22 protein-coding genes are annotated in these 20,428 nt (G+C 69.3%); 11 read left to right on the top strand and 11 right to left on the bottom strand.

The window, feature by feature from the left end; translation table 11 throughout:
• The first annotated feature begins 27 nt into the window (after positions 1-27).
• Genes mnmG through V8201_RS13185 form a run of 5 tightly spaced genes read left to right on the top strand, consistent with a single transcriptional unit; the run spans position 28 to position 4,904 of the window.
• Entirely contained in the window at positions 28-1,863 is a 1,836-nt protein-coding gene (gene mnmG, locus V8201_RS13205; protein WP_336545590.1) for a tRNA uridine-5-carboxymethylaminomethyl(34) synthesis enzyme MnmG, read from the top strand.
• A complete protein-coding gene (gene rsmG / locus V8201_RS13200; protein WP_336545589.1) occupies positions 1,860-2,474 on the top strand; it encodes a 16S rRNA (guanine(527)-N(7))-methyltransferase RsmG in 615 nt (204 codons plus the stop codon). The genes mnmG and rsmG overlap by 4 nt, the downstream gene beginning before the upstream one ends.
• Positions 2,471-3,259: a ParA family protein gene (locus tag V8201_RS13195; protein ID WP_037535937.1), complete on the top strand. Its 789-nt coding sequence runs from the start codon at positions 2,471-2,473 to the stop codon at positions 3,257-3,259. Before rsmG ends, V8201_RS13195 begins: the two co-directional genes overlap by 4 nt.
• Positions 3,256-4,161 carry a ParB/RepB/Spo0J family partition protein gene (locus tag V8201_RS13190; protein ID WP_037535939.1) on the top strand — a complete coding sequence of 302 codons (906 nt, stop codon included), beginning with the start codon at positions 3,256-3,258 and terminating at the stop codon, positions 4,159-4,161. The genes V8201_RS13195 and V8201_RS13190 overlap by 4 nt, the downstream gene beginning before the upstream one ends.
• Positions 4,161-4,904: a dienelactone hydrolase family protein gene (locus tag V8201_RS13185; RefSeq protein ID WP_336545588.1), complete on the top strand. Its 744-nt coding sequence runs from the start codon at positions 4,161-4,163 to the stop codon at positions 4,902-4,904. Before V8201_RS13190 ends, V8201_RS13185 begins: the two co-directional genes overlap by 1 nt.
• Here the strand turns inward: V8201_RS13185 and holA are convergent.
• From holA to V8201_RS13165, 4 genes are read right to left on the bottom strand one after another with little or no spacing between them, the layout of a single operon-like run.
• On the bottom strand, positions 4,901-5,920 hold the full coding sequence (holA, locus tag V8201_RS13180) for a DNA polymerase III subunit delta (protein WP_336545587.1): 1,020 nt from the start codon (positions 5,918-5,920) through the stop codon (positions 4,901-4,903). The genes V8201_RS13185 and holA overlap by 4 nt on opposite strands.
• Positions 5,917-6,405, bottom strand: coding sequence for an LPS assembly lipoprotein LptE (gene lptE / locus V8201_RS13175; protein WP_037535946.1), 489 nt, complete (start codon positions 6,403-6,405; stop codon positions 5,917-5,919). Before lptE ends, holA begins: the two co-directional genes overlap by 4 nt.
• Complete coding sequence (leuS, locus tag V8201_RS13170) at positions 6,402-9,020, bottom strand: leucine--tRNA ligase (RefSeq protein WP_336545586.1); 2,619 nt, start codon at positions 9,018-9,020, stop codon at positions 6,402-6,404. Before leuS ends, lptE begins: the two co-directional genes overlap by 4 nt.
• An 8-nt stretch (positions 9,021-9,028) precedes the next feature.
• Positions 9,029-9,472, bottom strand: coding sequence for a DUF3576 domain-containing protein (locus V8201_RS13165; RefSeq protein WP_037535950.1), 444 nt, complete (start codon positions 9,470-9,472; stop codon positions 9,029-9,031).
• Between the two features lie 244 nt (positions 9,473-9,716).
• On the opposite strand from V8201_RS13165, the gene V8201_RS13160 reads away from it, so the two are divergent.
• The gene (locus V8201_RS13160; RefSeq protein ID WP_336545585.1) at positions 9,717-10,409 is read left to right on the top strand and encodes a hypothetical protein; all 693 of its coding nucleotides are present in this window, start codon (positions 9,717-9,719) and stop codon (positions 10,407-10,409) included.
• Here V8201_RS13160 and V8201_RS13155 read toward each other — a convergent pair.
• Entirely contained in the window at positions 10,382-10,924 is a 543-nt protein-coding gene (locus V8201_RS13155) for a thiamine phosphate synthase (protein ID WP_336545584.1), read from the bottom strand. The genes V8201_RS13160 and V8201_RS13155 overlap by 28 nt on opposite strands.
• Positions 10,925-10,944: 20 nt before the next feature.
• Between V8201_RS13155 and V8201_RS13150 the strand changes: the two genes are divergently transcribed.
• Positions 10,945-11,613 carry a YggS family pyridoxal phosphate-dependent enzyme gene (locus V8201_RS13150; protein ID WP_336545583.1) on the top strand — a complete coding sequence of 223 codons (669 nt, stop codon included), beginning with the start codon at positions 10,945-10,947 and terminating at the stop codon, positions 11,611-11,613.
• Positions 11,613-12,278: an HAD family hydrolase gene (locus V8201_RS13145; protein WP_336545607.1), complete on the top strand. Its 666-nt coding sequence runs from the start codon at positions 11,613-11,615 to the stop codon at positions 12,276-12,278. The genes V8201_RS13150 and V8201_RS13145 overlap by 1 nt, the downstream gene beginning before the upstream one ends.
• Before the next feature lie 121 nt (positions 12,279-12,399).
• Here V8201_RS13145 and V8201_RS13140 read toward each other — a convergent pair whose 3' ends face one another.
• Positions 12,400-12,996 (bottom strand): ankyrin repeat domain-containing protein, encoded by a 597-nt coding sequence (locus V8201_RS13140; RefSeq protein WP_037535954.1) that lies wholly within the window; start codon positions 12,994-12,996, stop codon positions 12,400-12,402.
• A 63-nt stretch (positions 12,997-13,059) separates the two neighbouring features.
• Here V8201_RS13140 and V8201_RS13135 point away from each other — a divergent pair, with 63 nt between their 5' ends.
• From V8201_RS13135 to V8201_RS13125, 3 genes are read left to right on the top strand one after another with little or no spacing between them, the layout of a single operon-like run.
• Positions 13,060-13,641 (top strand): SCO family protein, encoded by a 582-nt coding sequence (locus V8201_RS13135; protein WP_336545582.1) that lies wholly within the window; start codon positions 13,060-13,062, stop codon positions 13,639-13,641.
• Positions 13,638-14,066: a YcgN family cysteine cluster protein gene (locus tag V8201_RS13130; RefSeq protein ID WP_037535958.1), complete on the top strand. Its 429-nt coding sequence runs from the start codon at positions 13,638-13,640 to the stop codon at positions 14,064-14,066. Before V8201_RS13135 ends, V8201_RS13130 begins: the two co-directional genes overlap by 4 nt.
• A complete protein-coding gene (locus tag V8201_RS13125; RefSeq protein WP_336545581.1) occupies positions 14,063-14,749 on the top strand; it encodes a M48 family metallopeptidase in 687 nt (228 codons plus the stop codon). Before V8201_RS13130 ends, V8201_RS13125 begins: the two co-directional genes overlap by 4 nt.
• On the opposite strand, the gene V8201_RS13120 is transcribed toward V8201_RS13125, so the two are convergent.
• From V8201_RS13120 to V8201_RS13100, 5 genes are all read right to left on the bottom strand, one after another.
• Positions 14,725-16,890: a transglycosylase domain-containing protein gene (locus V8201_RS13120; RefSeq protein WP_336545580.1), complete on the bottom strand. Its 2,166-nt coding sequence runs from the start codon at positions 16,888-16,890 to the stop codon at positions 14,725-14,727. The genes V8201_RS13125 and V8201_RS13120 overlap by 25 nt on opposite strands.
• A gap of 96 nt (positions 16,891-16,986) precedes the next feature.
• Positions 16,987-17,388: a peptide-methionine (R)-S-oxide reductase MsrB gene (gene msrB / locus V8201_RS13115; protein ID WP_037535963.1), complete on the bottom strand. Its 402-nt coding sequence runs from the start codon at positions 17,386-17,388 to the stop codon at positions 16,987-16,989.
• Between the two features lie 39 nt (positions 17,389-17,427).
• A complete protein-coding gene (locus tag V8201_RS13110; protein WP_336545579.1) occupies positions 17,428-18,504 on the bottom strand; it encodes an NAD(P)/FAD-dependent oxidoreductase in 1,077 nt (358 codons plus the stop codon).
• A complete protein-coding gene (locus V8201_RS13105; protein WP_037535967.1) occupies positions 18,483-19,172 on the bottom strand; it encodes a methyltransferase domain-containing protein in 690 nt (229 codons plus the stop codon). Before V8201_RS13105 ends, V8201_RS13110 begins: the two co-directional genes overlap by 22 nt.
• Positions 19,169-20,305: a type III polyketide synthase gene (locus V8201_RS13100; RefSeq protein ID WP_373276483.1), complete on the bottom strand. Its 1,137-nt coding sequence runs from the start codon at positions 20,303-20,305 to the stop codon at positions 19,169-19,171. The genes V8201_RS13105 and V8201_RS13100 overlap by 4 nt, the downstream gene beginning before the upstream one ends.
• Positions 20,306-20,428: the final 123 nt, after the last annotated feature.

The following is a 20,428-nucleotide window of genomic DNA, read 5'->3' as shown; positions in this document are numbered from 1 at the left end:
CGCATGGCTCTGGCTTAGGCGGAGGGCATGTATGACGTGATCGTCGTCGGCGGGGGCCACGCCGGCACCGAAGCCGCCGCTGCCGCCGCCCGCCGCGGTGCCAAGACCTTGCTGCTCAGTCACGACCGCCGCCATATCGGCGCGATGTCGTGCAACCCGGCGATCGGCGGCCTCGGAAAGGGGCATATCGTCCGTGAAGTCGATGCCTTCGATGGCCTGATCGGTCGCGCTGCCGATGCCGCCGCGATCCACTATCGTATGCTCAACCGCAGCAAGGGGGCGGCCGTGCAGGGGCCGCGGGTCCAGGCGGATCGGCGTCGCTATGCCGCAGCGATCCAGACGATGCTCGCAGCCCTTCCGGCGCTGACGGTGGCGGAAGGAGATGTCGAGGCGCTCGACCTCACCGGTGATCGCGTCGCTGGCGTCCTACTGGGTGACGGCAGTCGTATCGCGGGCCGGACGGTGATCCTCGCGACGGGGACTTTCCTCGGCGGTCGCATGTTCCGCGGTGACGAGCGACACGAGGGCGGCAGGATCGGCGAACGCCCGGCGCGGCGGCTGGCCGAGCAGTTGCGTGCACTCTCCTTGCCGCTTGCACGCCTCAAGACCGGAACGCCGCCCCGGCTCGACGGCCGGACGATCGACTGGGCGCGGCTCGAGGAGCAGCGATCCGACGTCGATCCCTGGACGATGTCGCCGATGACCGAACACCGGCTGTTGCCGCAGATCGCCTGTGCGGTGACGCGGACCAACGGTGCGACGCATGATGCGATCCGCGCCGGGCTCGATCGTTCGCCGCTGTTCGGGGGTGCGATCGAGGGGCAGGGACCGCGTTATTGTCCGTCGATCGAGGACAAGGTGCATCGCTTCGGCGATCGCGACGGCCATCAGGTCTTCCTCGAGCCCGAAGGTCTCGACGACGCGACCGTCTATCCCAACGGCCTGTCGACCTCGCTGCCGGCGGATGTACAGACCGCGATGATCCGCAGCATCGCTGGTCTGGAGCGGGCGACGATCACCGTCGCCGGCTATGCGGTCGAATATGACTATCTCGATCCGCGCGCGCTCGACGCCACGCTGGCGCTTGCGGCGATCCCCGGCGTCTATTGCGCCGGGCAGATCAACGGCACCACCGGGTATGAGGAAGCGGCAGGGCAGGGGCTCGTCGCGGGTCTGAACGCGGCTGCTGTCGCTTGTGATCTCGCCCCCTGCGTGCTCGACCGCGCCTCCAGTTATACCGGCGTGATGATCGACGATCTCGTCCTGCAAGGTGTGACCGAACCCTATCGGATGCTGACCGCGCGCGCGGAATACCGGCTGTCGCTGCGGGCGGACAATGCCGAGACCCGGCTGGCGCCGATTGCCGCTGTGCTCGGCTGTGTCGGCGCGGACCGGTTGGCGCATCAGCAGCGGCAGGCCGAGGCGCGGGCGACGATCCGCGCGGCGCTCGAGACGATGGTGAGCGCGGCGCAGGTCGCGATGCTCGGCGTCCAGGTGGCACAGGATGGCAGCCGGCGAAGCCTGTATGAATGGCTGCGGATCGGTGACCTGTCGCTCGACCGGCTGGCGCCCGAGGTGCGGGGGATGGCGCCGGCAGCGATCGTCGACGAGGTCGTCGAGGATGCCCGCTATGCTCCCTATATCGAACGGCAGGCGGAAGAGGTGGCACGGATGCGCCGCGACGAGGCGGTGCCGCTGTCGCCGGCCCTCGATTATGGTGCGATCCCCGGACTGTCGAACGAGATGATCGACCGGCTCGGCAAGGCACGGCCGACCTCGCTGGGTGCGGCGGCGCGCGTCCAGGGCGTGACGCCCGCCGCGATGACCGCCATCTATCTCTATGCGCAACGGCGGGCGGCATGACCGAAGCGGAGGCACGTGCCTGGTTCGTCGAGCGGTTCGGCGAGGCGCGAACGGCGCGGGTCGGCGCCTTTCTCGACATGGTATGCGTCGAGACGGAGCAGCAGAATCTGATCTCGCCGGCTAGCGTCGCTTCGATCTGGAGCCGCCATGGATTGGATTCGGCGCAGCTTATGTTCCACGTGGAACAATCTGGAGACTGGCTCGATATCGGCACCGGTGGCGGCTTCCCCGGCATGATCGTTGCCATCTGCGGTGACCAGCCTACGACCATGGTCGAGCCGCGACGCAAGCGCGCCGCGTTTCTGGAGGAGGCTGCCTCCCGTCTCGGCCTAACCAACACCCGCGTCGTGGCGGCCAAGGTCGAGTCTGTCACCGGTACGTTCGCAACGATCTCGGCACGGGCGGTGGCATCGGTCGAAAAGCTTTTGCAAGCGGCGGAGCATTGCGCCACACCGGAGACACGCTGGATCCTCCCACGTGGACGGATCGAGGCCGAAGAATTGGCCCGGCTCCGGCGTGACCGAACCCGAGTGTTCCACGTGGAACACAGTTTGACCGATCCTCAATCCACGATCCTCCTCGTGGACCACAAGCAAGGACGCGCGCGATGACCTGTATTGCGGTGGCCAATCAAAAGGGTGGTGTCGGCAAGACCACCAGTGCGATCAACCTTGCCACGGCGCTGTCGGCAACCGGCAAGACGGTGCTGCTGATCGATCTCGATCCGCAAGGCAATGCCTCGACCGGCCTAGGCATTTCCCAGGGCCAGCGTGGCCGGTCCAGTTATCACGTGCTGATCGGCGAGGCGGAGATCGCCGACACGATCATCACGACGAAGGTGCCGCGGCTCGATCTCGTCCCGGCGACGCAGGATCTGTCGGGCGCGGAGATCGAACTGGTGGAGTTCGATCATCGTACCCACCGGCTCGATCGCGCGCTCGCCCATGCCAAGGACCGTTGGGATATCGTGCTGATCGACTGCCCGCCCTCGCTCGGGCTGCTGACGATCAACGCGATGGTCGCGGCGGACAAATTGCTCGTGCCGCTGCAATGCGAATTCTTCGCTCTCGAAGGCCTGTCGCAATTGCTCACCACGGTCGAGCGGATCCGCGAACGGTTCAATCCGGGGCTGGCGATCCTCGGCGTCGCGCTGACGATGTACGATCGCCGCAATCGGCTCACCGATCAGGTCGCGGCGGATGTCCGTGCGGTGCTCGGCAAGGTGGTGTTCGATACCGTGATCCCACGGAACGTCCGCTTGTCCGAAGCGCCGAGCCACGGCCTGCCGGCGCTGATCTACGATTATCGGTGCTCGGGGTCGCAGGCCTATATCGATCTGGCGCGCGAGCTGATCGCGCGGTTGCCGCAGATGCCGCCAACGGCAGCCGCGGCATGAGCGACGCCGCGAAGCGCAGCCGGCCGGCCGGCCTGGGTCGGGGCCTCAGCGCCCTGCTCGGTGAGATCGCCACCGAAGCGCCGGTCAATCCCGGCGGCGAGAACAAGGTGCCGACCGGCGTGCGGATGCTGCCGGTCAGCGCGCTCGCGCCGCATCCGGATCAGCCGCGCCGGCATTTCGACGATGCGCTGCTCGACGAACTCGCCGCATCGATCGCGGCACGCGGATTGATCCAGCCAATCGTCGTGCGGCCACACGGCCATGACTATCAGATCGTCGCGGGCGAACGGCGCTGGCGCGCGGCGCAACGGGCGCGGCTGCACGAAGTGCCGGTCGTCGTGCGCGAGTTCGACGATGCGCAGACGCTCGAGATCGCGCTGGTCGAGAATATCCAGCGGCAGGACCTCAATGCGATCGAAGAGGCACAGGCCTATCAGCGTCTCGCCGGCGAATATGGCCACACCCAGGAGGCGCTCGCCAAGATCGTCCACAAATCGCGTAGCCACGTCGCTAACCTATTGAGATTGCTGGAACTTCCGGCTGCGGTTCAGGATCGCGTCACCGACGGGTCGCTGTCGATGGGACATGCGCGGGCGCTGCTCGGCTCGCGCGACGTCGAGATGCTTGCCGAACAGGTCGTCGCGCGCGGCCTGTCGGTGCGCGAGACCGAGAAGCTGGCGAAGGGGGCCAAACCCGAACGGCCCGGTGGTGCGTCCCGCGAACGCGCCCCGACCTCGCCGCCCGATGCGGATATCACCGCGCTCGAACGGCAATTGTCCGATCTGCTCGGGCTGCACGTCCGCGTCGCGCATAGCGAGAAGGGCGGCACGATCACGCTGACCTATTCGACGCTCGATCAGCTCGACATGGTCTGTCAGCGACTCACCGGCGATTCGATCTGATGATCCTGCGCAGCGACGAATATGACGATCTGCCGACCGCCGACGGGGCGATGCGGACGCATTGGTTCCGGCCGGCAGGGGAGGGGCGGTTTCCCGGCCTCGTCCTCTATTCGGAAATCTACCAGGTCACCGATCCGATCCGGCGGCTGGCGGCGTTCTTCGCCGGTCACGGCTATGTCGTCGCGGTGCCGGAAGTCTATCATGACTATGAGGCGCCGGGGACGGTGCTGCGCTACGATGCCGAGGGGACGGCGCGGGGCAACGATCTGAAATTCACCAAGCCGGTGGCCGGCTTCGATGCCGATGCGACGCGGGTGATCGGTGCCTTGCTCGTGCATCCGGCGTGCAGCGGCCGCGTCGGAACGATCGGTGTGTGCCTCGGCGGGCATCTCGCCTATCGCGCCGCGCTCGATCCGCGCGTGTCGGCCGCGGCGCTCTTTTATCCCACCGATATCCACAGCGGCACCTTGGGGGCCGGGCGCAGCGATGACAGCCTCGCGCGTATGGCCGAGCTGCAGGCGGAGACGTTGTTCGTCTTCGGGCGGCAAGACCCGCATGTGCCCTTCGCCGGTCGCGAGGCGATCCGTGCCCGGCTGGAGGCGGTCGGCGCGCGCTATGAGTGGCATGAGGTGAATGCCCAGCACGCATTCCTGCGCGACGAGGGGCCGCGATACGATCCGGCGCTGTTTGTCGCGGCGACGGGATGGGCGCTGGCGCTGTTCGATCGCGTCCTGCGCGACTAACCGCGGCGTTCGACCCCGCGGGTCAGTTCGGTGAGCGCATGGTCGGCGAGCACGCCACCGGCATTGCCGCTCGCCATGATCGCACGCTCGGCATGGCGGACGCGGAGCAGCGCGGTGGCGAGCATCGCCGGAGTCCAGCGGCGCAGCGCCTGCGCGGTCGCAGCCTCCTCGCGGAAGAAGATGCGATGGCGTTTGAAGACGCTGTCCTGACCGGCGCCGGCATCGATCTCCGCCTTCATCTCGGCGAGCGTCATCAGCCGGCGGGCGAGCAGGCGCAGCCACGGGATGGGCGACGTTCCCGCCTCGTGCAACCGGCCGAGTTCGACGCCGAGCAACGCGGTCTGGCCGCTGATCACGGCATCGACCACCTGCGTCATCTCCGCCTCGCCGAGATCGGCGCCGATCGCATCGAGCGCCGCCTCGTCGGCATCGTGCGGACGGTCGGGCGCGGCGTCGAGGAACAGCGCGAGCTTGTCGATCTCGCGGCCGAGCATGAGGCGATCGCCGCCGCAACTCGCCGCGAGCCGCGCGGCGACTCCGGGCGCCGGCCGCAGCCCGGCGTCACGCGCCATCGTCGCGGCAAGCCGTTCCAAGTCCGCCGCGCTCGGCTCATAGGCGGCATAGGCGAGCGCGCGGCGGGATTCGATCGCCAGCTTGACGATCTTGGCGGTCGACTTGACCGTCGGGGCAAGTGCAACCACCGGGTTGCCGGCATGATCCGCGGCGAGCAGCGTCGTGAAGGCGTCGAGGCATTCCTCACCCGCCGGGGCGACGCGGATATGGCGGGCGCCGCCGAACAAGGAGAGCGACGCCGCCTCGTCGGCGAGCCGTGCCGGGTCGGAGCGCAGCGTCGCGCCGTCAAGGTCGATCCGCTCCGCCTCCGGCCCCATCGCCCTGGCGAGCAGGCCGGCGAGGTCCGCGGCCGCCGACCCGTCCGGTCCGTGCAGCAGATAAAGGCGGATGTCGGGCGAGGGGCGTTCGAGCGCGGTGCGGATGTCGCGCGCGTTCGCCTTCATCGGCTCGGGCGGCTGCGCGCGTAGACGGCGAGGCGGGCGACGATCTGGTCGGCGACGATGCCGGACAGACGCTCGAGCGCGGTATTCTCCGCCGCAATCGTCGCATATTCCGACTGGACGACGTCGATGCCGGCATCCGACCCGGCGGTATCGTCGAGCAGCACGCTGCCGTCGGCGAGATTGACCAGCTGGAAGCGTGCGCGCAGCGTCCGCCGCTCGCGCGTCACGCTGTCGTCGCGACGCACGCCGAAGCCGGCGATCTTGTCGTCGAGCCGCACGTCGAGCCGATACTGCGGCGTGCCGCTCGCCGCGAGCCGGTCGCGCAGCGCATTGCTCATCAGCCAGCCCGACTTGCCGTCGATCGGCGTTACCTCGACATGTGCGAGCGTGCCGGCGACCGGCCCGGCGCCGCCGCCCGCGTAGAGCGGATGGAGGCCGCAGCCGGCAAGCAACGCGAGCGGCGCGAGGGCGAGCAGGCGCTTCATGCGACGATGTTCACGAGACGGCCGGGCACGACGATCACCTTCTTGGGGGGCTTGCCGTCGAGCAGCCGCGCGATCTTGTCGGCGGACAGCGCCGCCGCCTCGATCTGCTCGCGCGCCATGTCCTTGGGCAGAGTGAGCGTGTCGCGCAGCTTGCCATTGACCTGCACCGCGATCGTCACTTCATCCTCGACGAGCAGTTTCGGATCGACCTCGGGCCAGGCGGCGTCGGCGATCAGTCCGTCGAAGCCCTTGGCGGCCCAGGCTTCCTCGGCGACGTGCGGCACCATCGGCGCGACCAGCAGCATCAGCGTGTAGATGGCGTTGCCGCGCGACGGGCTGGGTGCGGCGCGTTCGATCGCGGTACACAGCTCGTACAGCTTGGCCACGGCCTTGTTGAAGGCGAGCGCCTCGATATCCTGTTCGATGCCGAGGATCGTCTGGTGCAGCTTGCGGTCGAGCGTCGGATCGCCGCCCTCGCCGGGGGCGACCGTATCGTCGCCGTCGAACAGCCGCCACAGGCGCTGCACGAAGCGCCACGCGCCCTCGATACCCGATTCGCTCCACGGCAGATCGCGTTCGGGTGGTGAGTCGGAGAGCATGAACCAGCGCGTCGCGTCGGCGCCGTAGCGATCGACGATCGGCTCGGGATCGACCGTGTTCTTCTTCGACTTCGACATCTTCTCGACGCGGCCGACGGTGATCGGCTGGCCGGTGGCGATCTCGATGCCGTCGCGGACGTCGTCGGGCGACAGCCAGCGATTGTCGGCGGACTTGTACGTCTCGTGCGTCACCATGCCCTGCGTGAACAGGCCGGTGAACGGCTCGGCGATATCGAGCATGCCGATATGCTTGAGCGCGCGCGTCCAGAAGCGGGCGTAGAGCAGGTGGAGGATCGCATGCTCGACCCCGCCGATATACTGGCCGACCGGCAGCCAGCGCTCGGCGACCGCGCGATCGAACGGCTTGTCCTTGGGCTGGCTGGCGAAGCGGATGAAATACCAGGATGAGTCGGCGAAGGTATCGAGCGTGTCGGTCTCGCGCCGCGCCGGCTCGCCGCACGCCGGGCAGGCGACGTGCTTCCAGGTCGGATGACGATCGAGCGGATTGCCGGGGATGGCGAAGGAGACGTCCTCCGGCAGCACGACCGGCAATTGCGCCTTGGGGACCGGCTGCACGCCGCACGCATTGCAATGGATGATCGGGATCGGGGTGCCCCAGTAACGCTGGCGGCTCACCCCCCAGTCGCGCAGGCGGTAGACGGTGGAGCCCTTGCCCCAACCGCCGGCCTCGGCGCGCGCGATCACCTCGCGCTTGGCGGCCTCGACATCGAGACCGTCGAGGAAGTCCGAGTTCACCAGCGCGCCGGGCCCCGTATAGGCCTCGTCGCCAACGAAGACGGGATCGCGCAAATCACCGTCGGCGACGACGCGCTGTACCGGCAGATCATATTTGCGCGCGAAATCGAGATCGCGCTGATCGTGCGCGGGCACGCCCATCACCGCGCCGGTGCCATAGTCCATCAGCACAAAATTGGCGATGTAAATCGGCAACCGCCGGGTTGCGTCAAACGGGTGGGCGGCGGTAAGCCCGGTGTCGAAACCGAGCTTTTCCTGCGTTTCCAGTTCGGCGGCGGTGGTGCCGCCCTTTTTGCAGCGTTCGATGAAGGCCGCGACCTCGGGCCGGTCCGCGATCGCCTGCGCGATCGGGTGATCGGCCGCCACCGCGACGAAGCTCGCCCCGAAGATCGTGTCGGGACGGGTCGAGAAGACCGCGACCCGCTCCTCCCCGGAACCGGGAGGGGGACCGCCAGCCGCAGGCTGGTGGTGGAGGGGGGCTTCAACAGGCGAAGCACTTTGGGGAAGCCCCCCTCCACCGGCTTCGCCGGTCCCCCTCCCCGTGCCGGGGAGGATTTCGAAGGAGAAGGTCAGCCCCTGGCTCTTGCCGATCCAGTTTTCCTGCATCAGCTTGACCTTGTCGGGCCAGTGGTCGAGCTCGCCGAGGCCGTCGATCAGCTCGTCGGCGAAGTCGGTGATCTTGAGGAACCACTGGCTGAGCTTGCGCTTCTCGACCAGCGCGCCGGAGCGCCAGCCGCGTCCGTCGATCACCTGCTCGTTGGCGAGCACGGTCATGTCGACCGGGTCCCAGTTGACCGCCGATTCCTTGCGATAGACCAGCCCGGCGGCGAACATGTCGAGGAACAGCGCCTGCTCGTGGCCGTAATAATCCGGCTTGCAGGTGGCGAGTTCGCGGCTCCAGTCGAGCGCGAAGCCGAGGCGCTTCAGCTGCGCCTTCATCGTCTCGATATTGGCGAGCGTCCAGGTGCCGGGATGGACGCCCTTTTCCATCGCCGCATTCTCGGCGGGCATGCCGAAGGCGTCCCAGCCCATCGGGTGCAGCACCTCATAGCCGCGCATCCGCCGGAACCGTGCCAGCACGTCGCCCATCGTATAATTGCGGACGTGGCCCATATGGATGCGCCCCGACGGATAGGGGAACATCTCGAGCACGTAGCTGTGCGGCTTGCCGCTGTCGTCGCGGGCGGCAAAGGTCTGGCGGTCGTCCCAGACCTTCTGCCAGGTCGAGTCCGCTTGCAGCGCGTTGAAACGCGTGGCCATGGTCTGGTTTACCCCGCGATCGATGCGCGGCGCAGATCGCGGGCCCGGGTGAGGATGACGTCTTCGAGCTTCTGCGTCGTCGCGGCAGCGACCGGGGCGGAGACCCACTGGCCGTTGCGGTTGACCTCGCGCAGCGCGGCGACGCGGACGGCATCGGCGCGCAGATCCTGATCGAGGATCGACACCGTCACCTTCATCCGCTCGGTCGGCACCTGCGGGTTGACGTACCAGTCGGTGACGATGACGCCGCCGTTGGAATCGGTCTGCACCAGCGGCATGAACGACAGGGTGTCGAGGCTGGCGCGCCACAGATAGGCATTGACGCCGATCGTCGTCACCTTCGAGGCGGCAAGGTCGGTGCGGGCGACGGCCTTGTTGCCGCGACCGCCGCAAGCGGCGAGCGGCAGCGCGATGACGGCGACCATGAGGGCGGTGCGCAACGGGCGGATCATGGGCGTAACGGTCCTGCGATAAAAAGGGCGCTTTTCGCTCTATAGATGCAGGAGAGGCGCCGCAAGCGACGCGTCGTGACCGCGGGGAGCGGCCAATATGTGTGACTATTGCAACAGTCCGGCGAAATGTCGCCTGACGGCGGCAAGGTTCCATATTGGTGTGCGCCGGAATCGTGGTAGGCGCGTTGCCAAGCGGGAATTGAGGGGACTGCTCGTGTTTGCCCAGCGTGCCATGCGGCGTGCGATGACCGGAGTGACGACGGTGGCGCTCAGCGTTACCGCTCTCATGGTCGCGCCTGCCTTTGGCGCCAGCGAGCGCGTGGCGACGGTCAAGCGCGCGATGCCCTCGCGCCTGTCGGGTGCGTTCACGCCCGCCGCCGCCGATCCGCGACTCGCTGCGGCGATCGCACGCGGCGGTCTTGACGAAGCCGACTTCCGTTTCACCCCGGCCGAGGCGCAGCAGGACAAGCGCGCCGTCACGGTCGCGGTGCGCGCGCGGTCGAGCCGGACCGCGCTGATCGATACCCGCCCGGCCGCCGCGCTGGCGGCACCGACGGTGGGGATCGCTCCGATCGCCTATAATCTCGGCGTCTCGGTCGGCTGGAAGCGCTTCGCCGTCTCCGGTGCGGTCAGCCGCATCGATCTCGGGCCGATCCCGGGCAGCCGCGAATCGACCGACGTCGCGGTCAGCTATCGCGCCGGCCGCGCGAGCAGCCGCCTGATCGCCGTCGCCGACCGGCCGCTCGACAACACGCCCAAGCTGACGCAGGAACTGCCGAGCTATTCGGTCGACGTGAGCAGCTCCTATGCGCTGACCCGCAACCTCGATGTCACCGCCGGCATGCGCTATCGTTCGGATCGCGAGCGGCTGGCGCGGCTCGACGACGAGCATCGCGACAGCCAGTCGGTCTATGTCGGGACGGCCTTCCGCTTCTGATCCGGGGTGAGGCCGTCGATCGCGGCCCAGCCGTCGAAGCCGTAGCCGCGTAACCGCAGCCACCGCGCCGCGGTCATCCCGCCGAGCGCCACCCGCTGTCCTGCCAGCCCCTGCGTCATCGCCAAGCCCCGCCTGATCCCCAATGCAGGCGCGCCGGGATGCGAGCGGGTCGGGTAGAGCGGCGAGACGAACAGCCAGGTCGCGCCGGCGCGGGTCGCGGCGATCGCCTGTCGCCGGTCATGCACCGCGTGGGTCAGCGCGTGCCGGCCGTTGTGCGCCGCCGCGCCCGGCATCGGTCCGGCGGCGCTGAGCCGCAAATGGCGGGCGTGGGCGAGCCGGCGGACGCGCAGAAACAGCGCATGGCGCTCGCGTCGTGACCGCGCCTGATGCCGGAAGACCACCCCGGCGCCCGGTGGCAGCGCGCGCAGCATCGCGAACAGCGCCGCGTCGATTCGCGGATCGGTCATCAACCAGGCATGGCGGCGCGGATCGATATTGCGGTTCAGATTGCCCACCGCCCCGCTATAGGGCGGGCATGACGCCTTCCACCAGTCCGCTCGACCAGGTCGCCGCCGGGATCGCGCACGCCGCACGGATCGCCGGCCGCCGCGCCGACGCCGTGACGCTGATCGCCGTGTCCAAGACGCATGACGCCGAGACGATCCGACCGCTGCTCGCCGCCGGCCAGCGCGTCTTCGGCGAGAATCGCGTGCAGGAGGCGGCGGCGAAATGGCCGGCACTGCGGGAGGCCTATCCCGATGTCGCGCTCCACCTGATCGGCCAGCTCCAGTCGAACAAGGCCGAGGAGGCGGTGGCGCTGTTCGATGCGATCCACGCCGTCGATCGGGAGTCGCTCGTCGATGCGCTCGGCAAGGCGATCGCTAAGAGCGGGCGGCGTCCCGATTGCTTCCTGCAGGTCAATATCGGTGACGAGGCGCAGAAGGGCGGCTGCGCGATCGACGCGCTGCCGGGGCTGCTTGCCCGTGCGCGTGACGCGGGGCTGCCGGTGGCCGGGCTGATGTGCTTGCCCCCCGCCGATGTCGAGCCGGCGCCCTATTTCGCCCTGCTCGCCAAGCTGGCGCGCGAGGTCGGGCTGGCCGGGCTCAGCATGGGCATGTCGGCGGATTACGAGACGGCGGTGACGCTCGGCGCCACGCATGTCCGCGTCGGCAGCGCGCTGTTCGGTACGCGGGGGGCGGCATGATGCGCTGCAAGGCCTTGCTGTTCGACTTCGACGGGGTGCTGATCGAGAGCGAATATGCCGGCAATCGCCAGATCGCCGAATGGCTGACCGCGGCGGGGCATCCGATCACGCCCGAACAGTCGATGGCGCAGTTCATGGGGCTGGCCGGCGCCGATTTCCGCGCGGCGATCGAAGGCTGGATCGGCGGGCCGCTGCCGGAGAGCTTCACCGCGGCGCGGCAGGCGGAGGATGCGCGCGCGATGGCGGAGGGGATCGATGCGGTCGCCGGCGCGGTGGCGTTCGTCCGCTCGCTGCCCGCGGACCTGCCGCGTGCGGTGGTGTCGTCGAGCCCGACCGCGTGGATCCGGCGTCACCTCGACCATATCGGCCTCAGCGATGCGTTCGGCGATCATATCTACAGCGGCCGCGAACATGTCCGCAAAGGCAAGCCCGCGCCCGACCTCTATTGGTTCGGCGCCGAGGCGCTCGGCGTCGCCATCGCCGATTGCGCGATCATCGAGGATTCGCCGGTCGGGGCGACCGGGGCGGTCGCCTCGGGCGGCTATGTGATCGGTCTGAGCGCGGGCACGCATTGCGGCATCGGCCACGATGCGCGGCTGCGGGCGCTGGGTGTCGACGCGGTGGCGGGGGATTTTGCCACGGTCGCGCGATTGCTCGCGGCCTGAGGATTCACGCCGAGGCGCAGAGGGGGCACGCATCAAAGCGCGGCCCCGTCACCCCACCAGGTGGGGGAGCGAGGCCGCCGACACGGTCATAGATTCCGCTGCGCCGCCGTGCGGACCAATATCAGAACTTCGGCCCCGCCACCTGCGCGCGCGTCTTCTTCGGCGCATCCTTGAACAGCGCGACCATCGCAGGGTTGCGCGAATCGCGCAGCGCATAGGCACGTGCGGAGAGGCCGGCGAGATTGTCGGTCTGGTCGGGATCGGCACCCTTGGCGAGCAGCTTGCGCGCGATCGGCTCGTTGCGCGAATTGACCGCGACGATCAGCGGCGTCTGCCCCGCGCCGTTGGCGAGGTTGATATTGGCATTGTAGGTCAGCAGCAGGTCGACGAGATCCTCGCGCCCCGCCTGCGCCGCGAGGATCAGCGGCGTGTTGCCGCGCGCATCGCGGATGTTGGGATCGGCCTTATGCTGCAGCAGATACTGCATGTAGAGGCTGCCCGAATGATCGACGAGGATATGCAGCGCGCCCTTGCCGGTGGTCACCGCCTTGGTGTTGATGATCGTGCTGCCCGGCGTCTCGATCATCGTCGTGACCTCCTTGCCGTCTTCCTTCTCGATCGCGGAAAGGAACTTGTAACTTTCCGACTGCTGCTGCGCGGCGGCGGGAAGCGGGGCGAGGGCGACGGCGAGCGCGAAAAGAAAGCGCGAACGGTTCATGACGGGGTCCCTGACGACGAAGGCTTGCGGGGCGTGGCGTAACAGATCAGAGCTGGCGCGGTCATGAACATTCTGCGTCTCGCCCCGCTCGCCGCCGTCGCCCTGGTCGCCTGCCAGCCGGCGCCACCCGAGACGCCGCCGCTTGCGGGAGCGAAGATCGGCGGGCCGTTCACGCTGACCGATCAGGACGGCCGCACCGTCAGCGACCGTGCGTTCGCCGGCCGCTACCGGATCATGTACTTCGGCTATACCTTCTGTCCCGACGTCTGCCCGACCGACGCGGCGACGATCGGCGCCGCGCTGAGCGATCTCGACCGCAGCGATCCCGATCTCGCCAAGCGCATCGTGCCGATCTTCGTCACTGTCGATCCGGCGCGCGATACGCCCAAGGTGCTCAAGGCCTTCACCGCCGCCTTCCACCCGCGGATGATCGGGCTGACCGGCACGCCGGCGCAGATCGCCGCGGTCAGTAAGGCGTTCGGCGTCTATGCCGGCAAGGGTGCGACGCAGCCGGGCGGCGGCTATCTGGTGAATCACAGCCGCACCACCTATCTGATGGATCCGGACGACAAGCCGCTTGCGCTGCTGCCGACCGAGCAGGGGCCGCGCGCCGTGGCCGCCGAGATCAAGCGCTGGGCGAAATGACCAAATTCTGGGAGCTGCCGATCGAGCAGCTCGATCGTGGCCAATGGGAGGCCTTGTGCGACGGCTGCGGCAAATGCTGCATCCACAAGCTCGAGGACGAGGAGACGGGCGAGATCGTCCCGACCAACGTCGCCTGCCGCCTGCTCGACCGGCGCAGCGGCTTCTGCTCGGACTATAAGCATCGCCACGCCTATGTCCCCGAATGCGTGCGGCTGACCGCGCGTTCGGTGCGCGAGATCGACTGGCTGCCGTCGACCTGCGCCTATCGCCTGCGCGCTGCGGGCGAGCCGCTCCGCGACTGGCATTATCTGATCAGCGGCGATCGCGAGACGGTGCATCGCGCCGGCATCTCGGTGCGCGGCTGGACGGTGAGCGAGGATGATGTCGGCGATATGGAGAACCATATCGTCGAACGCGACTTGTGAGCGCCCCCGCCGCGGCCGAGTTCGAGATCGTGCGGCACCCGACCGCGCGGCGCATCCGGCTGACGCTCGATCCGGCGAGCGGGCGGGCGCGGCTGATCGTCCCGAAACGTGCCGCGCTCAAATCGGCGGTGGCGTGGGCGCAGGGCAAGGCCGAGTGGATCGCGGAGCAGCGCGCGCGCCTGCCGCAGCCGCGGCCCTTCGCACCGGGGCTGGTGCTGACCGTCGCCGACACGGTGCTGACGATCGACTGGCAGCCGGGCAGCCGCCGCCGGGTCGAGGCGGTCGGCGAGACGCTGTCGCTGTCCGGCCCGATCGAAACGCTGCCGCGACGGGTCGAAACCTGGCTCAAGCGCCAGGCGCTCGAACTGCTGACCGAGGAGACCGCATATTATGCCGCCAGGGCAGGGGTCACCGTCGCCCGCGTCGCGATCGGCGATCCGCGCGGGCGGTGGGGGAGTTGCGCGCACGACGGCGCGATCCGCTACAGCTGGCGGCTGATCCTCGCCCCAGGTTTCGTCCGCCGCGCGACGGTGGCGCATGAGGTCGCGCATCGTGTCCATATGAACCACGCGCCCGCGTTTCATGCGCTCGTCGCGCAACTGTACGGCGAGGACCCGACGCCGGCGCGCGCCTGGCTACGCGAGCACGGCGCCGCGCTTCACTGGGTCGGGCGATCGTCCTGATAGGGGCGTTGCAGCGGCTGACGGCCGGCGGTGCCGTCCCGCGCTGACGGCGGTCGCGGTGCATTGGGGTCCCGCCGGTCGTCGCGCCGGTCGTCGCGGCGGTCGTCTCTGGCCGGCGGTGCGTCGCGGCCGGTGACGCGGTCGATCAGATCGTCGAGCTGCTGCGGCGCGCTGTCCTGCGGCCGGATGCTCTGTTCGTCCTGCTGCTGCTGGTCGTCGCGCGGCGCCACCGGCACCGGATTGCCATCCTCGTCGACCATCGCGCCGCCATTGTCGGGCTGGCCGTAATAGCTCTCCTCGTCGGGCTCGAGCTGCCATTCGGGCAAGGTCACCTGCGTCTCGAACTGTTCGATCGGGCGATTGGCGGTGGCGGGCTTCATGAAGGCGGCGAAGGCACGCGCCGGCGCGGTGCCGCCGTGCAGCCCGGCGATCGGACGCGCATCGTCGCGCCCCATCCACACGCCGGTGGTCAGTCCGCTTGAGAAGCCGAGGAACCAGCCGTCCTTCGACGAGGTGGTGGTGCCCGTCTTGCCCGCGACCGGGCGGCCGATCTGCGCGGCGCGGCCGGTGCCGGTGTTGACCGCGGTCTGCAACAGGTCGGTCATCTCGGCAGCGACATAGGGCGCGACGAGGACATGGCTGCGATCGACCTCGTGCGTGTAGATCGTCTGGCCGTTGGCGGTGACGCGGGTGATACCATACGGCGTCACCGCGACGCCCTTGGCGGCGACGCTGGCGAAGGCGCGGGTCATGTCGATCAGCCGCACGTCCGAAGTGCCGAGCACCATCGACGGATGGGTGTTGATCGGCGTCGTGATGCCGAACCGCCGCGCCATGTCGGCGACGGTGGTGAAGCCGACCTCCTGCCCGAGCTTGGCGGCGATCGTGTTGAGCGAGAAGGCGAAGGCGGTGCGCAGCGTCACCGGGCCGCTGTTGCGGCGCGAATCGTTGCGCGGGCTCCAGCCGTCGATCGTCACCGGCTCGTCGACCACCTGATCCTCGGGCTTGTGCCCGGCTTCGAGCGCGGCGAGATAGACGAACAGCTTGAACGCCGAGCCCGGCTGGCGCTGCGCCTGCGTCGCGCGATTGTAGATCGACGAGACGTAATCCTTGCCGCCGACCATCGCCTTGACCGCGCCGTCGCGATCGAGGCTGACCAGCGCCCCCTGCGCGCCTTCGGGGGCATTGGCGCGGATCGCCGCATCCGCCGCGCGCTGCATGCCGAGATCGAGCGTCGTCCACACGTCGAGCGGCGCCTGCGTCTCGTCGATCAGCGTATCGAGCTGCGGCAGCGCCCAGTCGGTGAAATAGCGCGCGCTGTTCTGCTTGGGTTCGGGGGCGAGGCGCAGCGCTTCCGGATCGGCCTCGCGCGCCTGTTCGGGGGTGATCGCGTCGGCGCGGACCATCGCGTCGAGCACGACCCCGGCGCGCCCCACCGCCGCCTGCGCATCCGCGGTCGGCGAATAATTGGAGGGAGCCTTGACCAGCCCGGCGATCACCGCCGCCTCGGCGAGGTTGAGCGTATTGGCGCCATGGCCGAAGAATTTACGCGAGGCGGCGTCGATGCCATAGGCGCCGCCGCCGTAATAGACCTTGTTGAGGTACAGCTCGAGCACCTGCTCCTTGCTGAACTTGCGCTCGAGCGCCAGCGCCAGGATCGCCTCGCGGAACTTGCGGCCGAACTTCTTCTGGTTGTTGAGGAAGACGTTGCGCGCGAGCTGCTGGGTAATCGTCGAGGCACCCTGCACGCGGCGGCCGCGTTCGAGGTTGACGCGCAGCGACCGCACCATGCCGATCGGATCGACGCCGGGATGGCTGTAGAAGCGGCGATCCTCGACCGCGACGGTCGCCTCGCGCATCACCCGCGGGATGCTGTCATAGGGCAGCCATTCGCCATAGCTCGGCCCCATCGACACGATCACGGTGCCGTCGGCGGCGTGGACGCGGATCATCTGGCCGTTGGGCGAGGATTTGAGCTCCTCGAAGCTCGGCAGCTGCGATTTCGCGACATAGACCGCGATGACCAGCGCGCCGAAGGCGAGGACGGCGAGCCCGATCAGGATCTGGACGGAGAGGACGATCCGCCGGCGCCACGGGGCGCGGCGGGCGGGAGCGGAGCGGGGGGTGCGCGCACGGGCCATGGAGACGGTGGCGATTACCGGCTTAGCGCGATGTGGACAAGCGCCCCGCGGCGATCTTCGGCGACGGGAGCCTGTCTCCCGTCGCAGCGATCACCGTCAGGCGGCCTTGCGCGCGCGGAACTCGAGCGCGATCGAGTTCATGCAATAGCGCAGGCCGGTCGGCGGCGGTCCATCCGGAAAGACGTGGCCGAGGTGGCTGTCGCAGCGCGCGCAGCGCGTCTCGGTGCGCGTCATGCCATGGCTGGTGTCGCTATGGTCGGAGACGCGATCGGGCGCGATCGGCTGGGTGAAGCTCGGCCAGCCCGAGCCGCTGTCATATTTGTCGGCGCTGTCGAACAGCTCCTGATGGCAGGCGGCGCAATGGTACAGGCCGTCCGCCTTGTTGTCGGTCAGCGCGCCGGCATAGGCGCGTTCGGTGCCCGCCTCCCGCAGCACATGATATTGCGCGGGGGTCAGGCGCTTGCGCCATTCGGCTTCGGAAAGGTTCAGATGATCCATATATGTTAATCTCGTGATGAGGGACCGTCGCGTCAACTGTCATGGGGCCATTCTGGTGGCATGCGCCACCACCTGAATCAGGGCCGGCGGCAACCAGCGCAGCACGCCCGCGGCGCGCGGTGATTCGGCAAGCCGGCGGACCATCCCCGCCACCGCCATCGGCCGCGCTAGGCTGCGCGCGAAATCGCGCTGCCACGCCGCCGCCGCCGCCGGTCCGCCGCGCAGATAGGCATCGGCCGCGGAGACGCCGCTCGCCAGGGCGATGCCCATGCCCTCGCCGGCGAGGCTGGGGATGACGCCGGCCTGGTCGCCGAGGCGGAACAGCCCCGCGCTGCCGTGCCGCTGCCGCCAGCCATAAGGGACGTTGGCGATCGCATCGATCGGCCCCGCCGGGTCGCGCCCGGCGAGCCGGTCGCCGAGCCGCGGCGATTGTTCGGCGAGCAGCGCGAGCAGCTCCGCCGGGCTTCCCGCCGCGTGCAGGCGTGACCGGTGCACCGCCATGCAGACATTGGCGCTGCCGTCTTCCTGGAGCGCGATCCCCGCATAGCCGCGATCGAACAGATGCAGCTCGATCCGTCCGGCGAGCGTACGGGACAGCGCCGGGGAGGCGGGCAGGCGCAGGCGCAGTCCGAGCGTCGGGTCGCTGCCGCGCGCCGTGGCCGGGCGAGCAAGGCCGCGGACGTCATGCTTGCCGGTCGCGAGGAACAGCGCGTCGGCGGTGATCGCCATCTCGCCGATCTGCGCCGTCGTGCCGTCGATCGCGCGGACATGGCCCGTCTCGATCACCGCCCCGGCGCGGTCGGCGGCGTCGCGCAGGACGCGATCGAGCCGGCGGCGCGAGACGCCGAGCGCGGGCCGCGGCAGACGCGCCTCGCGGATCAGATCGCCGGCGAACAGCGTCACCTCGGTCAGCCGCGCCCGATTGAGCCGGTCGGCGTCGACGCCCAGCGCAGCGAGCCGGTCGAGCGAGCGCCAGCTGAGGAAGCCGCCGCACAAGGCATCCGCATCGTCCTGACGTTCGACGAGCACCGCCGCGGTGCCGCCGCGGGCGAGTCGGATCGCCGCGGCCGATCCCGCCGGCCCGCCGCCGACGATCAGCGCCGGCGTTCGACGCATAACCGGAACGGAAAGGCACGGAACACCCGCGCGTGGCTGACCCCCGCCGCGGCGAGCAGCGGCGGCCATTCGGCGGGGCGATAGGCGCGCGCGATCGACAGCCTGCCGTCGTGGCGGACGATCGGATGCCAGCGCGCGAGCGCGGCGAGCAGCGGAAAGCCGGCATGCGCGAAGCCGTGGCGGTGGAGATCGTTGACCAGCCAGCCGCGCGCCGCCTCCGCCTCCATGAAGCGCAGGAAGGCGATCAGCTGATCGTGCGTCATATGATGCGCGACGAGGCTGGAGAGGATCACGTCCCAGCCTTCGCCGGCGCAATCGGCATAGTCGCCGGTCCGCCAGTCGATGCCGAGCCCGGCCGGGCTATGCGCCCGCGCCGCGGCTTCGCTGCGTGGGTTGAGATCGATGCCGACGCCGTCGACGCTGATGCCGCGCCGTGCCGCCCAGGCGACGATCCGCCGCAGCATGTCGCCATCGCCATAGCCGACGTCGAGCACCCGCAGGTGCGTCGCCCCCGCCGCGACCCGGTCGAGGAAGGCGAGCGTCGGCCGCGCCGCGAGCGTCACCGTGTTGACGCGGGCGAGGTCGGCGACGACCGCGGCATAGACGTCGGCGGGCAGGTCGTCCGCGTCCATCAGCTCTTCGGCCTCGGCGCGGGCCGCGAGGCTCATCGCACCGTCCGCAACGCGAGGCCCTCGGCGGCGAGGCCGGGACCGAAGGCGAGCGCCACGCCCTCGGGCTGGTCCGGCGGCGCGGCGAGCAGCCGGGCGAGGACGAACATCAGCGTCGCCGACGACATATTGCCATAATCGGCAAGCACCCGGCGCGACGGATCGAGCGCCTCCTTCGGCAGGGCCAGTCCGCTCTGCACCGCATCGAGGATCGAGCGGCCGCCGGCATGCACCGCCCAGAACAGCGAGTCCGGCGCCTGGCCGCCGGTCACCGCCGCGACGAACGCCGGGTCGGTGAGCGCGTCGCCGATCCGACCCGGCACCGCGCCGTCGAGGTGCATGGCAAAGCCCGTGTCGGTAATCGTCCAGCGGATCAGCTCTTCGCTCTCGGTGAGCGTCGCCGCGAAGGGCTCGCCGAGCGCGATCCCCGCGGGCGTGGCGCTGACCAGCGCCGCCGCGGCGCCGTCGCCGAACTGTAGCATCGCGAGCAGCGGCGCGACCTCGCTGTCGTCCTGCAAATGCAGCGACGAGAGTTCGACGGTGACGACGAGGACGCGCGCCGCCGGCTGCGAGCGGACGATATGCCGCGCGCTGCGCAACGCGACGACCGCGGCGTAGCAGCCCATGAAGCCGATCAGCAGCCGCTCGACCGACGAGGCGAGGCCGAGCCGGCGGGCGATGATCTGATCGATTCCCGGCGCGACGAAGCCGGTGCAGCTCGCGACGACGAGATGCGTGATCCCCTCGGGCACCGGGTCGCCGAGTGCGGCGATCGCCGCCAGCGCCAGCGCCGGCGCCTCCGCGGCATAGAGCCGCATCCGCGCCGCGGTGCCGGGCAGCGCCGCGCCGTAGAAGCCGCCCGGATCGATCGCGCTGCCGCCGTCCGTCCCGCCGAGCACCGACCAGCGATGGCTGATCCCGGCGCGCGCGGTCATCCGCCGGAACAGGCCGCGCGCCTCCGGCGTGACGCGGGTGTTCGCCCAATCGATGAAATGCTGATGCACGTCGTGGGGCGGCACGGCGGTGCCGATTGCATTGAGGTAGGCGACCACCGGCATCCTTTGGTTACGCGCACAATTCCGTACATCGTTAAACGCGCGGGGACGCGACTTGGATGCGGTGTTCCCACCCAAGGCGCCGTCGCTGCGCGCACGACCCGGCCCGATGCGCGGCGTCACCATCCATGTCATTAAGCTGATTGCATTATTTCAGAAACAGATGGTACTTCCTGCCTATCAACGACGCACGGGGAAAGC

This window comes from Sphingomonas kyungheensis, assembly GCF_037120395.1.
GTDB lineage: Bacteria > Pseudomonadota > Alphaproteobacteria > Sphingomonadales > Sphingomonadaceae > Sphingomonas > Sphingomonas kyungheensis.
The sequence above is the reverse complement of the archived record's forward strand: the minus strand, read 5'-3'. Positions and strand labels throughout refer to the sequence as shown.